This window comes from Streptomyces sp. NPDC014656, from assembly GCF_043084305.1.
Taxonomy (GTDB): Bacteria; Actinomycetota; Actinomycetes; order Streptomycetales; family Streptomycetaceae; genus Streptomyces.
Genome location: NZ_JBIBZN010000004.1, coordinates 534919 through 548437 on the forward strand (window position 1 = coordinate 534919; position 13519 = coordinate 548437).

Annotated in this window: 14 protein-coding genes and 1 pseudogene; 6 read left to right on the forward strand and 9 right to left on the reverse strand. The window is 74.2% G+C overall.

Features of this window, described 5'->3' with window-relative positions; genetic code table 11:
- Positions 1-3: 3 nt before the first annotated feature.
- Together ACF1ED_RS13125 and ACF1ED_RS13130 are read left to right on the forward strand one after the other, a co-directional pair.
- Positions 4-1146: a sensor histidine kinase gene (locus ACF1ED_RS13125; protein ID WP_391759623.1), complete on the forward strand. Its 1143-nt coding sequence runs from the start codon at positions 4-6 to the stop codon at positions 1144-1146.
- 52 nt (positions 1147-1198) lie between these two features.
- On the forward strand, positions 1199-1831 hold the full coding sequence (locus ACF1ED_RS13130; protein ID WP_391759780.1) for a response regulator: 633 nt from the start codon (positions 1199-1201) through the stop codon (positions 1829-1831).
- Here the strand turns inward: ACF1ED_RS13130 and ACF1ED_RS13135 are convergent.
- From ACF1ED_RS13135 to ACF1ED_RS13150, 4 genes are all read right to left on the reverse strand, one after another.
- Complete coding sequence (locus ACF1ED_RS13135; RefSeq protein ID WP_391759625.1) at positions 1828-3282, reverse strand: MFS transporter; 1455 nt, start codon at positions 3280-3282, stop codon at positions 1828-1830. The genes ACF1ED_RS13130 and ACF1ED_RS13135 overlap by 4 nt on opposite strands.
- 82 nt (positions 3283-3364) lie before the next feature.
- Positions 3365-4567 carry a lipid-transfer protein gene (locus tag ACF1ED_RS13140; RefSeq protein WP_391759627.1) on the reverse strand — a complete coding sequence of 401 codons (1203 nt, stop codon included), beginning with the start codon at positions 4565-4567 and terminating at the stop codon, positions 3365-3367.
- Positions 4568-4578: 11 nt separating this feature from the next.
- Positions 4579-6765, reverse strand: a complete 2187-nt coding sequence (locus ACF1ED_RS13145) for an acyl-CoA dehydrogenase (RefSeq protein ID WP_391759629.1) — start codon at positions 6763-6765, stop codon at positions 4579-4581.
- A gap of 76 nt (positions 6766-6841) precedes the next feature.
- Positions 6842-7606 carry a MarR family transcriptional regulator gene (locus ACF1ED_RS13150; protein WP_391759631.1) on the reverse strand — a complete coding sequence of 255 codons (765 nt, stop codon included), beginning with the start codon at positions 7604-7606 and terminating at the stop codon, positions 6842-6844.
- 254 nt (positions 7607-7860) lie between these two features.
- Here ACF1ED_RS13150 and ACF1ED_RS13155 point away from each other — a divergent pair, with 254 nt between their 5' ends.
- Entirely contained in the window at positions 7861-8532 is a 672-nt protein-coding gene (locus ACF1ED_RS13155) for a DUF4097 family beta strand repeat-containing protein (protein ID WP_391759633.1), read from the forward strand.
- A gap of 73 nt (positions 8533-8605) precedes the next feature.
- Here the strand turns inward: ACF1ED_RS13155 and ACF1ED_RS13160 are convergent.
- Together ACF1ED_RS13160 and ACF1ED_RS13165 are read right to left on the reverse strand one after the other, a co-directional pair.
- A pseudogene (locus tag ACF1ED_RS13160) lies at positions 8606-8773 on the reverse strand (AraC family transcriptional regulator); the annotation flags it as partial.
- Entirely contained in the window at positions 8731-9894 is a 1164-nt protein-coding gene (locus ACF1ED_RS13165) for a hypothetical protein (RefSeq protein WP_391759635.1), read from the reverse strand. The pseudogene ACF1ED_RS13160 and the gene ACF1ED_RS13165, both read right to left, overlap by 43 nt.
- An 83-nt stretch (positions 9895-9977) precedes the next feature.
- On the opposite strand from ACF1ED_RS13165, the gene ACF1ED_RS13170 reads away from it, so the two are divergent.
- Together ACF1ED_RS13170 and ACF1ED_RS13175 are read left to right on the forward strand one after the other, a co-directional pair.
- Complete coding sequence (locus ACF1ED_RS13170) at positions 9978-10382, forward strand: DUF4259 domain-containing protein (RefSeq protein WP_391759637.1); 405 nt, start codon at positions 9978-9980, stop codon at positions 10380-10382.
- A gap of 583 nt (positions 10383-10965) precedes the next feature.
- Positions 10966-11571: a DUF1349 domain-containing protein gene (locus tag ACF1ED_RS13175; protein ID WP_391759639.1), complete on the forward strand. Its 606-nt coding sequence runs from the start codon at positions 10966-10968 to the stop codon at positions 11569-11571.
- Here the strand turns inward: ACF1ED_RS13175 and ACF1ED_RS13180 are convergent.
- Genes ACF1ED_RS13180 through ACF1ED_RS13190 form a run of 3 tightly spaced genes read right to left on the reverse strand, consistent with a single transcriptional unit; the run spans position 11531 to position 12998 of the window.
- Positions 11531-11956: a hypothetical protein gene (locus ACF1ED_RS13180; protein WP_391759641.1), complete on the reverse strand. Its 426-nt coding sequence runs from the start codon at positions 11954-11956 to the stop codon at positions 11531-11533. The two genes, ACF1ED_RS13175 and ACF1ED_RS13180, sit on opposite strands and share 41 nt — an antisense overlap.
- Positions 11957-11980: 24 nt before the next feature.
- A complete protein-coding gene (locus tag ACF1ED_RS13185; RefSeq protein ID WP_391759643.1) occupies positions 11981-12190 on the reverse strand; it encodes a DUF397 domain-containing protein in 210 nt (69 codons plus the stop codon).
- Entirely contained in the window at positions 12150-12998 is an 849-nt protein-coding gene (locus tag ACF1ED_RS13190) for a Scr1 family TA system antitoxin-like transcriptional regulator (RefSeq protein WP_391759645.1), read from the reverse strand. Before ACF1ED_RS13190 ends, ACF1ED_RS13185 begins: the two co-directional genes overlap by 41 nt.
- A 173-nt stretch (positions 12999-13171) precedes the next feature.
- On the opposite strand from ACF1ED_RS13190, the gene ACF1ED_RS13195 reads away from it, so the two are divergent.
- Positions 13172-13492: an ATP-binding protein gene (locus ACF1ED_RS13195; RefSeq protein WP_391759647.1), complete on the forward strand. Its 321-nt coding sequence runs from the start codon at positions 13172-13174 to the stop codon at positions 13490-13492.
- Positions 13493-13519 lie beyond the last annotated feature (27 nt).

The window sequence follows — 13519 nt, forward strand, 5'->3', positions numbered from 1 at the left end:
GGGATGAGGATCAGACGGCGCGAGCGGTGCGACCCACGGGAGGAGCGGGGGCCGAACGGCCTCAGCCTGCTGCCGTGGACGCTCATGGGCCTCGGCGCGCTCTCCCACCTGATCAGCGGCGAGGCGGCCAACCCGTGGCTGGGCGGGCTCGGCCTGCTGACCTTCAACACCCTCTACATCGCGGTCGTCTTCCGGTCCTTCGCCCCCACCCACCGCGACACCCCGGCCACCTGGACGCTGCTCGGCGCGCTCGCCGCCGTCACCTTCGCCCTGGCGGTCGGCTACGGCCGCGAGTGGCTGCTGCTCTTCCCGCTCCTCGGCCTGGCGGTGGGCACCGTGGTCCGGGGCCGCAACCAGCTCCGGGGCATCGTCCTCCCGCTGGTCGCGGCGGTCGGGCTCGTCACCTTCTGGCGGGACGGCTGGGACTCGGTCGGGATCGTGTACGGCACCTTCGTCTCGGTCATGGTGACGGCGGCGATCCTCGCGCTGAACGACACGGTGCGGGAACTGCGGGGGACCCGCGAGGAGCTGGCCCGGGCGGCGGTGGAGCGGGAGCGGCTGCGCTTCTCGCGCGACCTGCACGACCTGCTCGGCCACACCCTGTCGGTGATCGTGGTGAAGTCGGAGGCGGCGCGGCGGCTCGCGCCGCGCGACCTGGACGGGGCGCTCGGGCAGATCACGGACATCGAGGCGGTGGGCCGGCAGGCGCTCGCCGAGATCCGGGAGGCGGTGACCGGCTACCGCGAGGGCGGTCTCGGCACCGAGCTGGACCGGGCGCGCGACGTGCTGGCCTCGGCGGACGTGGAGCCGGTGGTGCGCCGCTCGGGCCCGCCGCTCGACCCGGCGGCGGAGGCGCTGCTCGGCTGGGTGGTGCGGGAGGCGGCGACGAACGTGGTCCGGCACGCGGCCGCCACGCGCTGCGAGATCGTGGTGTCGAGCGCCCCGGAGCGGGTCCGTCTGACCGTCACCGACAACGGCCGGGGCGCGGCCGCCGGGGGCCCCTCCGGCAGCGGCCTGCGCGGCCTGGCCGAACGGCTCGCGGCGGCGGGCGGCACCCTCACGACGGCCGGGGCGCCGGGCGGCGGCTTCCGCCTGACGGCGGAACTCCCGGAGGCGCCCGGGGCGGACGCTCCGGGCGACCGGTGACGTCAGCCCGCGGAGGAGGGCCGCCCGGCCTACGCTTCCGGGTGTGAACGAGATGCCGCGGGACCACCGGCCGGTCAAGTCCATCCGTGTCCTCCTCGCCGAGGACCAGGGGATGATGCGCGGGGCGCTCGCGCTGTTGCTGGGGATGGAGCCGGACATCGAGGTCGTCGCCCAGGTCGGGCGGGGCGACGAGATCGTGGACCGGGCGCTGGTGGCGCGGCCGGACGTGGCGCTGCTGGACATCGAGCTGCCGGGGCGGTCGGGTCTGGACGCGGCGGCGGAGCTGCGGGACGAGGTGCCGGACTGCCGGGTGCTGATCCTGACGACCTTCGGCCGGCCGGGGTACCTGCGGCGGGCGATGGAGGCGGGGGCGGCCGGGTTCCTGGTGAAGGACGGGCCGGTGGAGGAGCTGGCGGAGGCGGTCCGCACGGTGCTGCGCGGCGAGACCGTGATCGATCCGGCGCTCGCCGCCGCCGCGCTCGGCGCGGGGCCGAACCCGCTGACGGCCCGTGAGCGCGAGGCCCTGGCGGCGGCGGTGGACGGCGCGACGATCGCCGACATCGCGGGGCGGCTGCACCTGTCGGAGTCGACGGTGCGGAACTACCTGTCGTCCGCGATCGGGAAGACCGGTACCCGCAACCGCATGGAGGCGGCCCGGGCCGCCCGGCAGCAGGGCTGGCTCTAGCCCTTCCGTGCCGGGCGCGGCAGCCAGACGGTCATCAGGACGGCCGCGAAGAGGAGGACGCCGGCCGAGACGCGGAAGGCCATGGCGTAGCCGGGGACCAGGTGCGAGGGGTCCGGTTCGCCGAAGGAGACGGACGAGGGGGTGGCGGAGGCCGCCACCGTCGTCAGGGTGGCGAGGCCGAGGGCGCCGCCCATGGTGCGGGAGGTGTTGACCAGGCCGGAGACGAGGCCCGCGTCGCCGGGGGCGGCTCCGGAGGTGGCGAGGGTGGCCAGCGGGGTGGTGGCGAGGCCGATGCCGCCCATCATGAGGATGCCGGGGCCGAGGATGGTGGTGAGGAAGGTCCCGTCGGCGGTCATGGTGGACTGCCAGGCGAAGCCCGCGGCGGCGACGAGGACGCCGGTGACGGCGAGGGCGCGGGCGCCGGTGACGGCCATCAGGCGGGGCGCGGTCTTGGAGCCGACGAGGACGGCGAGCGAGCTGGGGACGAGCGCGAGTCCGGCCTGGAGCGGGGTGTAGCCGAGGACGTTCTGGGCGTAGACCGTCATGAAGAACCACATGGCGAAGGAGCTGGCGCCGCACAGCATGATCCCGGCGTTGGCCGCGGACACGGCCCGGTTGCGGAAGATGCCGAGCGGGACGAGGGGTTCCCCGGTGCGCTTCTCGACGGCGGTGAAGGCGGCGAGGAGCGCGAGGCCGCCGAGGAGCGGCAGGAGGGTCGCGGCGGAGGTCCAGCCGGCCATCTCGGTCTGCACGATGCCGTACGCGAGGGTGGCGAGGCCGGCGGTGACGAGGACGGCGCCGGGCAGGTCGAGGCGGCGGCCGGTGGTGGAGCGGGCCTCGCGGAGGCCGAAGGCGGCGGCGGCGAGGAGGGCGATGCCGAGGGGGACGTTGACGAGGAGGACCCAGCGCCAGTCGAGCAGGTCGACGAGGAGGCCGCCGACGAAGCCGCCCGCCGCGCCGCCGGCCGCGCCGACGGCCGTCCAGGTGGCGATGGCCCGGGTGCGGGCGGCGCCGGCGGGGACGGCGGAGGTGACGAGGGTGAGGGTGGCCGGGGAGAGCGCCGCCGCGCCGAGGCCCTGCGCGGCACGGGCGCCGATGAGGTAGGCGCCCTCGGGGGCGATGCCGCCGATGACCGAGGCGGCGGTGAAGAGCCCGAGGCCCGCCAGGAACATCGTCTTGCGCCCGTACAGGTCGGCCGCCCGCCCGCCGAGCAGCATGAAGCCGGCGAAGGCGATCGAGTAGGCGTTGAGCACCCACTGGAGGCCGAGGGTGCCGAGGCCGAGGTCGGCCTTCATGGAGGGCAGGGCCACGTTCATGACCGAGACGTCGAGGACGACGAGGAACTGCCCGGCGCAGGCGACGAGGACGACGAGCCAGGGGCGGGCGGCGGGTATGGAGGGGCGGGTCGAGGCGGATCCGGTGGCGGAGTCGGTCTGCGGCATGGCTGTCATGGTCGCAGACCGGCTCCGCCCCGTACATGCGGGGAAAGGACCTGTTCCGGGGGAAGAAGGTCCTACGACCCGCGGCGGACTTCTACGGCCTGCGCAGGAGGGTGACGACCGCCGCGCCGCCGAGGCCGATGTTGTGGGCGAGGCCGACGCGGGCGCCGACGACCTGGCGGCCGGCGGCCTCGCCGCGGAGCTGCCAGACCAGTTCGGCGGCCTGGGCGAGGCCGGTGGCGCCGAGGGGGTGGCCCTTGGAGATGAGGCCGCCGGAGGGGTTGACCACCCACCGGCCGCCGTAGGTGGTGGCGCCGGACTCGACGAGCTTGCCGGAGGCGCCGTCCTCGCACATGCCGAGGGCTTCGTAGGTGAGGAGTTCGTTGACGGAGAAGCAGTCGTGGAGCTCGATGACGTCGACGTCCTCGATGCCGAGTCCGGAGCTCTCGTACGCCTGCCGGGCGGCCTCCCGCGACATGGGGCGGCCGACGGCGTCGATGCAGGAGCCGGAGGCGAAGGAATCGCCGGTGTCGGTGGTCATGGCCTGGCCGGCGATCTCCACGGCCCGTCCCTCCAGACCGTGTTCGGCGGCGAAGCGCGCGGAGACGACGAGGGCGGCGGCGGCGCCGTCGGAGGTGGGCGAGCACTGGAGCTTGGTGAGGGGCCGGTGGACGGTCCGGGAGGCGAGGACCTCGTCGACGGTGTAGGCGTCCTGGAACTGGGCGTGGGGGTTGCGGGAGGAGTGCAGGTGGTTCTTGGCGGCGACGGCTGCGAGCTGCGCCTCGGTGGTGCCGTAACGCTCCATGTGCTCGCGGGCGGCGTTGCCGAAGATCTGGGCGGTGGGCGGGGAGGCCTCGAAGCCGTGGGCGGCGGCCATGATGCCGTAGTGGCGGGCGACGGGCGAGGTCGCGAAGTCCCCGGCGCCGCTGCCGCCGCCCAGCGAGCCCCTGCTCATCTTCTCGAAGCCGAGGGCGAGGACGCAGTCGGCGGTGCCGCCCTCGACGAGCTGCCGGGCGGTCATGAGGGCGGTGGAGCCGGTGGCGCAGTTGTTGTTGAGGTTGTAGACGGGCAGGCCGGTGAGGCCGAGTTCGTAGACGGCGCGCTGGCCCGCGGTGGAGGCCTGGAAGCAGTAACCGACGGCGGCCTGCTGGACCTTCTCGTAGGGGATCCCGGCGTCGGCGAGGGCGGCGGTGCCGGCCTCGCGGGCCATGTCCCAGTACTGCCAGTCGCGGGTCTCGGGCTTCTCGAACTTCGTCATGCCGACGCCGACGACGTACGACTTCCCAGCGTGCTTCATGGCGTGCCCTCTCAGTCCCTGGGGAGGCCGAGCAGCCGCTCGGCGACGACGTTGAGCTGTACCTGGGTGGTGCCGCCCGCGATGGTCAGACAGCGGGACATGAGGAAGCCGTGGACGGCCGAGGTGCCGGCCCCCTCGCGGACCGCGCCGTCGGGGCCGAGGAGTTCGAGGGCGAGTTCGGCGGTCTTCTGCTGGTGGAGCGTCTGGACGAGCTTGCGGACGCTGGCGCCCGCGCCGGGTTCGAGGCCGGACACCTGGAGGAGGGTGGTGCGCAGGCCGATGCAGGCGAGGGCGTGGGCTTCGGCGAGGAGGGCGCCGGTGCGGGCGCGGACGGAGCCGTCGGCCTCGGCCGAGGCCTTGATGAGCGCTTCGAGGCCGGTGTCGAAGACGACCTGGTCGGCCATGTGGACGCGTTCGTTGCCGAGGGTGGTGCGGGCGACCCGCCAGCCGTCGTCCACCTCGCCGACGACGGCGTCGGCGGGGAGGACGGCGCCGTCGAACCAGACCTCGTTGAAGAGGGAGTCGCCGGTGATCTCCTTGAGGGGCCGGATGTCGATGCCGGGGGTGTTCCGCATGTCGACGAGGAAGTACGTGAGGCCCCGGTGCTTGGGGGCGGCGGGGTCGGTGCGGGCGAGCAGGATGCCGTAGTCGGCCCACTGGGCGGCGCTCGTCCACACCTTCTGGCCGGTGATCCGCCAGCCGCCGTCCTCGGTGCGCTCGGCGCGGGTGCGCAGGGAGGCGAGGTCGGAGCCGGCGCCGGGCTCGGAGAAGAGCTGGCACCAGCGCCGCTCGCCGCGGAGGGTGGGCCCGAGGTGGTGCGCCTGCTGGGCGGGGCTGCCGTGGGCGAGGAGGGAGGGGACGACCCAGGTGGCGATGCCGAGTCCGGCGATGGTGACGCCGGCGTCGTCGAGTTCGCGCTGGACGGCGAGCTGCTGGAGCGGTCCGGCGCCGAGGCCGTACGGCTCCGGGAGATGCGGGGCGGCGTAGCCGGTGGGGGCGAGGGCGCGGCGGGCTGCGGCGGGGTCGAGTCCGGCGGCGGCGGCGACGGCTTCGCGGGCGGCGGCGCGGTAGGGCTCGGCGGCGGGCGGCAGGTCGAGGCGGAGCGCGCGGCGCTGTCCGGTGGCGGCGTGCCGGAGGGCGTCGAGCCGGAAGCGGTCGCCGGTGCCGAGGAGCTGGCGGGCGACGAGGGCGCGGCGGAGCAGGAGGTGGGCGTCGTGCTCCCAGGTGAAGCCGATGCCGCCGAGGATCTGGACGCAGTCCTTGGCGGTGGTGTGGGCGGCGTCGAGGGCGGTGGCGGCGGCGAGGGCGGCGACGAGGGGCCGGGCGGGGTCGTGGGTGGCGCGGGCGGCGTCCCAGGTGAGGGCGCGGGCCTGTTCGAGCCGGACGAGCATGTCGGCGCAGAGGTGTTTGACGCCCTGGAACCGTCCGATGGGCCGGCCGAACTGCTCGCGGGTGCGGGCGTGTTCGGCGGCGGTCTCGACGGCGCGGGCGGCGGTGCCGCAGGCGTCGGCGGCGAAGAGGACGGCGGCGAGGTCGTGGACGAGACCGGTGTCGAGGGCGAGGGTCCGGCCGGCCGGCACGGGCAGGGCGGCGGCGGTGACCTCGGCGGTGGGCCGGGTGGGGTCGGCGGAGGCGTGCGCGCGGACGGCGGGGCCGGGGCCTTCGGGGCCGTGCGCGTCGACGGCGAGCCAGACGGTGCCGTCGGCGGTGGCGGCCTGGAGGAGGAGCAGGTCGGCCTGGGCGGCGCCGAGGACGGGCGGCGCGGTGCCGTCGAGGAGGTACCCGCCCGGGGTGCGCACGGCGGTGAGGGTGCCGGGGCCGCCGAGGGCGACGGCGCCGACGCGGCGTCCTTCGGCGAGGTCGGCGAGGAGGGCGCCGTGGGCCGCGGGGCCCGCGCGGTGGAGGAGTTCGGCGGCGAGGACGGAGGGGAGGTAGGGGCCGGGGAGGAGGGCCCGGGCGGTCTCCTCGACGACCACGGCGAGGTCGTCGAGGCCGCCGCCCCCGCCGCCGTGCTCCTCGGGCACGTGGATCCCGAGGAGGCCCTGCGCGGCGGCGGCGTCCCAGTGGCCGGGCCGGCCGGCCGGCGGCTCGGGCGCGTCGAGCCACCGGCGGAGCTCCTCGGGGGGTGCGGCGCGGGTGAGCCAGGCGCGGACGGACCGGGCGAGATCCCGCTGTTCGTGCGTGATGGCGATACCCATGGCGCGCAGACTAGAACACGTTCCATTCTGATGGAAGGTCAGATACGGGGCGGATCCCGGGATTCGCGGGCCCTCGTCAGCCGCCGTCCGGCGCACCCTCCGGGGCGCCGCCCGGTACGCCCTCCGGGGCCGTGCCCGCCGGCTTCGTCAGGAGGATCTCCCGGGCCTGCTCGGCCGCGCGCACTATCCCCTCGCTGACGAAGTCCATGAAGCGGGCGACGTTCTCCAGGCGGGCGGCGGCCGGGGTGCCGGGACCGAGGACGGCGACGCCCTGGCGGGCGATCTCGACCATCTGCTCGTTGGCCTTGGCGGCGGCGATCATCGACTGGTACCAGAGTTCATCGTCGACGATGTAGCGCTCCCGGCGCCGGTCGTCGCGCTCGCGGCGGATGAGGCTCTGGCCCTCCAGGAAGGCGATGGCCTTGGAGACGGAGCCCGCGCTGACCTGGAGCCGCTCGCCGAGTTCGCCGGCGGTGAGGCTGCCCGCGTCGGTGGCGTAGAGGGCGGCGAGGACGCGGGCCGTCATCCGGGGCAGGCCGCTCTGCATGAAGACGGTGGCGAACGCCTCCTCGTAGTCCCGCACGGCCGCCGCGTCGCGCCCGTCGGCCCGCGCCGCCGGCACGGCGTCACCGCCGGGCCGGCGCCGGCGGGCGCGGCCCTCGGTGGCACGGTGGGCCAGGTCGGGGCGGTAGGCGGTGGGGCCGCCGTTGCGCATCACCTCGCGCGTGACGGTGGAGGTGGGCCGTTCGAGACGCCGGGCGATCTCCGCGTAGGCGAGCCCGTCGGCCAGTCCCAGCGCGATCTGCTGGCGTTCCTGCTGGGTGAGTCTGCCTCCCGGCATCGCGGATTCCCTTCCTCCGTGCGCCGCTTCCGTGCGCGAGGGGGCCAGCATAGCGTTCACTATCCAGCCATTGCAACGTCAAGGCATATGCCGTTGCGTCAATTCTTAACTCATTGCAATGAAATCGCTGGGCTGACCTGCGTAAATCACACTCCAGTGCAACGAAGATGTTGCCGAGAAGTGGAAAGCAACGTAGCTTTTCCCATGTCGGAAACGCCGACGGAACGCACTCCCCACCCACAGGAGCAGTCATCATGCAGACCTTCGCCACCACCGCCCCGATCGCCGCCGTCGTCGCCCTCCCGGCCGGCCGGCTCCGCTTCGTCGCCGCCGACCGCGCCGACGCGACCGTCGAGATCCGCCCCGCCGACGCCTCCGAGTCCCGCGACGTCAAGGCCGCCGAGCAGACCTCGGTCTCCTTCGACGGCGGCGTCCTGCGGATCTCGGCCCCCGAGCCGAAGAACCAGCTCTTCGGGCAGACCGGTTCGGTCGAGATCACCGTCCAGCTCCCGGCCGGCTCCTCCGTCGACGCGAAGGCCGCCGCCGGCGAGCTGCGGGGCGTCGGCCGGCTCGGGGACGTCGCCTTCGAGGCCGCCCGGGGCCCCGTCCGGCTCGACGAGGCCGCGAGCGCCCGCCTCGCCCTCCAGGACGGCGACATCACCATCGACCGCCTGCACGGCTCCGCCACCCTCACCACCGCCCGCGGCGACCTCACCGTCGCCGAGGCGACCGGCGGGGACCTCCTGCTCGACACCAAGGCCGGGTCCATCACCGTCGGCGCCGCCCGCGGCACCTCCGCCGTCCTCGACGCCGGCACCGCCCTCGGCCGCGCCGTCAACACCCTCCGGAACGCCGAGGGCAAGGGCGCCGAGCTCACCATCCGCGCCACCACCGCCCTCGGCGACATCACCGCCCGCTCCCACTGAGACCGCCGCCGCCCGCATGGCGCCCCCGTACGACCCGCACGATCCGCGCGACCCCCGCGGCCCGGGCCGGGACTCACGTCCCGCCCGGGCCGAAGCGGTGCCGGTACGCCGACGGCGACAGCCCCGTCTCGCGGCGCACCAGGGCCCGCAGGTGGGCCGCCGTGCCGAGCCCGCTCGCGCGCGCGGGGCGACTGAGTCTCAGTCCTCCGCGTCGAACCGGACGCGCAGCGGGCCGCAGCCGATGCGCTCGGCCTCCGCGGCCACGTAGCCGGGGAGGAGGGCGGCGGTGAGGTCGTAGGGATGGCCCTGGACGTTGTCCGACTGCTCCACCAGGAAGATCGCCTCACCGGACGGACACTCGGCCAGGTAGGCGGCCCGGGCGGCGTTCACGGAGCCGAAGCCCCTGTCCTCGGCGTCGGTGACCCTCGCACCTCCCCTCAGGGCGCTTGTGGCGAGGACGTTCACCAGCCCCGGATGGGTGACGGTGGTCAGCCGCAGCCGGGGGCTGGGGTCCTCACCCGCGTCGCACACCCGGATCAGGGCGTCGTCGCCGCTCCTGCGGTGCTCGCCGAACGGCTTCCAGCGGCCGGGCGGCGGCTTCTTCGCGTACGACGCGGGCAGATGGAGGCCCTTGACGCCGCACAGCGGTTCGCCGGCCGCGCGGGCCTCCTCGACGGTGTTGCCGAGGGCCGCGGGCGGGGCCGGGAGGGTGGTGGAACAGCCCAGGTACCGGAGCACGATCGTCGCCGTCTCGATGACGGCACGGCCCATCGCGGTCCGCCGGGCGTCACCGTCTTCAAAAGCCCAGTCGTCGTCGAAGTTCGCCGGTCCCCTGGACAGGTCGACGACCACCGGGCCGTCCCTGTCCTCGGCGTCGCCGCCCGCACAGCGGGCGGGCAGCGCCAGCCACGCGCGCGTGGTGGAGGCCATGCCCGGAAGGCCCTTCCCGAGCGGAGTCATGAACGGGTTGAGGAACTCGGCGGGCCAGTCGTGGGCGTCCGTCCCGCGGAGACCGTCGAGCCGGTGGACGCGGACGGTGAGCTGGTCACCGGGGAGCCGCTCCCCCTGCCCGGTGATCCGGCAGGTTCCGAGCGTCGATTCCCGCTCGCCCTGCACCAGTCTCTGCTCCTCGACGGCGAACCGGGCGCCGCCGAAGAGGCCCTTGAGCGTCTCGTCGCCGAGGGCGCCCCAGCACGGCGCCGCCTTCGCCTCCCGGTCGAACGCTCCGGTCCCCCAGGCCGTCAGGCCCGTGCCCAGCAGAGCCCCGGCCAGCCCCGCGACGACGGCGATCCGCGCGTCCCGCCGCCGCGGTGCGCGCAGGGCGCGCCGCCATAAGGGCCCCCGCTTCCCCTCGCTCTTCACGTCGCTCCTCCTCGTGTTGTCAGTGGGCGCTGCCACGATAGCCACGGGATCCGGAGAGATGATCACGAAAGGGCGTGCGTGCCATGGGGACCTGGGACATCGGACCGTTCGACAACGACGCCGCGGCGGACTTCTCGTACACGGTGGACGAGGCCGGGGCGGGGAAGAAGGCGGACGTGCTGCGCGCGGCCTTCCGCGAGGTGACCGGGACCGGGGACGACTACCTGGACGCGGACCTCTCCATCGAGGCCGTCGCGGCGGCCGCGCTGGTGGCGGCGCAGTGCCCCGGCGGGGAGCCGGTCACGACCTCGTACGGGCCGAAGGAGCCGCTGGGGGAGCTGCCGGTGGAGCTGCGCGCGGAGGCCGTCGCCGCGCTGGACCGCGTCCTCGCCGAGCCGTCCGAACTCCTGGAGCTGTGGGAGGAGTCGGGCGGCGAGGAGTGGAAGGCGGGGGTGCGGAAGCTGCGGGCCGTGCTGGCCGGGGGCTGACCGGCGCGCTCAGGTGCACGGGCCCTTCACGTGCACGGCGGTGCCGTACGTGTGGGGGTCCGGCTCGGCGGCCTCGAAGCCGGCCGAGGCGAGGATGCCCGACAGGGCGGCCCGCGTGTGCGCGTGGACGGCGCGGTGGTGGTGCGCCGTGGGCGGCGGGTCCTCGAATTCGATTCCGCGCGCGAAGAGTTCGAGGGCGGTGGTGCGCAGCTCGTCGTCCGTCGCCCGGTCGACGTGAACCCCGCCGTCGGCGAGCCGGTCGACGTGGACCTCCGCCCCGGGGGCGGAGAGCGGGCCGCCGCCGTCGCGGTCGCCCCTGCGGGCGGGCAGTCCGGCGCGGGCCAGTTCGCGGCGGACCCGGTCGGCCAGGTCGTCCCGGGCGGCGAGGTCGTCCCGGGCGGCGAGGATGTCGGGCGGGGCGAGGGGCGGCAGGTCGGAGTCGGGGCGGCAGGTCGGAGTCGGGGCGGCTCATGCCCGGGGATGCCGCCAGAGCGGTCCGACACCGGCTTGGACTTCCGTGCGGGTTGTTGGATCCTCGGCCGCCGGTACGGCTGCGGGGGCCGTGGAGGCCGATCATGGAGCCATGTCCTACGAAACCGACGCCCTGCCCCTCTCCCTGGACTGGGTGGTCCCGCCCGCGTCCTGGGCCTTCGACGGCGACGGCGGTGTCCTGACCGTCACCGCCGCGCCCCGCACCGATCTGTTCACCGACCCCCTCGACGGCTCACGGCTCCAGGACGCGGCGCTCGCCCTGACCGCGCCGCCGGAGGGCGACTGGCAGTGGTCGGCCCGGCTGAGGGTCGGGTTCGCGGACGCGTGGGACGCCGGCGCGCTGATCGTCCACGCCGACGACGACCACTGGGCGAAGCTGACGTTCGAGCGGGCGCCGGACGGGACGCCGGGCGTCTTCTCCGTCGTGACCCGCGGCCGCTCGGACGACGCGATCGCCGCCCCGGCCACCGTGGACGCGCTGTGGCTGCGGATCAGCCGCACCGGCGAGCGCTTCGCCTTCCACTCCTCCGAGGACGGGGAGAAGTGGAGTCTGGTGCGGCAGTTCACGCTCGGCGCCCCGGGCCCCGTACGGGTCGGGATCGTCGCGCAGTCGCCCGTCGGGGAGGGCTGCCGGACCGAGTTCGACTCCCTCCGCCTCACCCCCGCGCCCCTCGCGCACCTCTTCGACGGGCGGTGACCGCCGACACCACCGAAGCGGCCGTTGCCCCGACGGCGGTGACCGCGAGCACGAGCAGCCCCGGGTTCACCCACACGGGGACGATCTCCTCCCCCGCGCACACCAGACTCACCGGCAGCGCACTGCTGGAGTCCGGCACCGCCATGTGTCCCGCCTTGAACCAGCAGGCGTCCTCCGGCTGGAGGAACGGCATGTACGAGAGCCCGTACAGGTGCAGCGCCCCGCCGAGGAGGTAGGCGAGGACGGCCACCCAGGCGGCCTTCCTGGCCGGTGTACGCCGTGGGCGCGGTGACGGCGGCAGTCCGGCGCTCTCCCGGCGGGCCCGGACCAGCCCCACGTACGTGATCCCCGCCCACGTCGGCAGGACGAGGGCGAGGATCAGCATCCCTATGAGGGTCGCCACGGCCGGTCAGCGGCCGATGCGACCCTCGGCGGCGGCACTCACGAAGGCCGTGAAGGCGGCCGGGGTGGCCAGGAAGGCGGGGCCTTCGGGGTTCTTGGAGTCGCGGACGGCGATGTGGGCGGAGAGGTCGGCGACCTCGATGCACTGGCCGCCGTTGTCGGCGCTGTACGAGGACTTACGCCAGCTCGCTCCCGCCAGGTTCCGGTTGGTCTCCATAGTGTTCCTCCATGACGCGGGTGATCAGCGCGGACGAGTCCTCCACCGAGAGAGCGGCCGCTCGGAGGTGATCGTAACGGAGCGACCCCTCCTTGAACGCGGCCGAATCCACGGTCATATGCCCCTGCACAAAGTCCTCGGTGTAGACCAGATCCGGGTCGTCGTCGAAGCGGAGGAGGTTGAAGGAGCCGTGTGATCCCGCATGCGCGCCCACCTTGAACGGGAGCAACTGGAGGTTCACCCACTCGCGTTCCTGCATCTCCAACAGGTGGGCCAGTTGCTCTCGCATCACCTCCCGTCCGCCAATCTCCTGACGCAGCCCCGCCTCGCTCATGACGACCCAGAGCAGGGGCGGGTTCTCGCGGTCGAGAATCCGCTGGCGTTCGATACGGGCAGCGACCAGACCGTCGAGGTCACTCTCGAACCTGGCACCCATCAGAGCACGGGCGTACCCCTCTGTCTGGAGCAGGCCATCGACCAGCTGGGCCTGGAAGGAACAGAGGTACGTCGCCTTCGCCTCCATCTCCGCGTACGGACGGAACCACGACGGCAGTTGGCTCTTGAGCACCAGCCCGATCAGCCGCGAGAAGGACCCGCCCGTCATCAGCGCCGCGTCCAGCCGCTCCGAGAACTCCCTGGTCGGGACCTTTCTCGCGGTCTCGATCTGGCCGATGAGCGAGCCGGTGCAGTAGAGGATGTCGCCGAGCTGGGCCTGGTTCATCCCGGCTTCTTCTCTCAGCCGGCGGAGTTCGTAGCCGTAGTAGTCCAGCGGCGAGGCGCTGGGATCGAGGCTGCGGATGTTGACCATGACGAGGTCACCCCCCAAAGCGTACGCACCGTGGCGTTGCGTTCAGTCCGTAGCCGAGCGTAACGACTTGCGCTCACTCTGGAGGCATGAACGAACCAACAGACTTGCATCCTGCGGCACTTGAGGCCAGCTACCGGATGGGCTTCACCGTGGGTGAGGATTCGGCCCGCCACATGCGCCGCATCCTGCGCGTGTTCCTCACGCGTTGGGGACTCGACCGGGTGTCCGATTCCGCCGAACTGGCGCTGACCGAGCTGGTCGCGAACGTCGTGCGGCACGTGCCGGGGCGCCGCTGCTCGGTGCTGTTCCTGCGGGAGCCGTACGGGCTGCGGGTGGAGGTCGCGGACGGGGTGGCGGGAGCGCTCCACGCGAAGGTGCCGGACCCGGCGGCGGAGGGCGGGCGGGGGCTCGTGGTGGTGGAGGGCGTGACGGACCGGTGGGGGGTGGAGGAGCGGAGGGACGGGAAGACGGTGTGGTTCGAGTGCGACGGGTAGGGCACGATGGGCGCCCGTAACGACGTA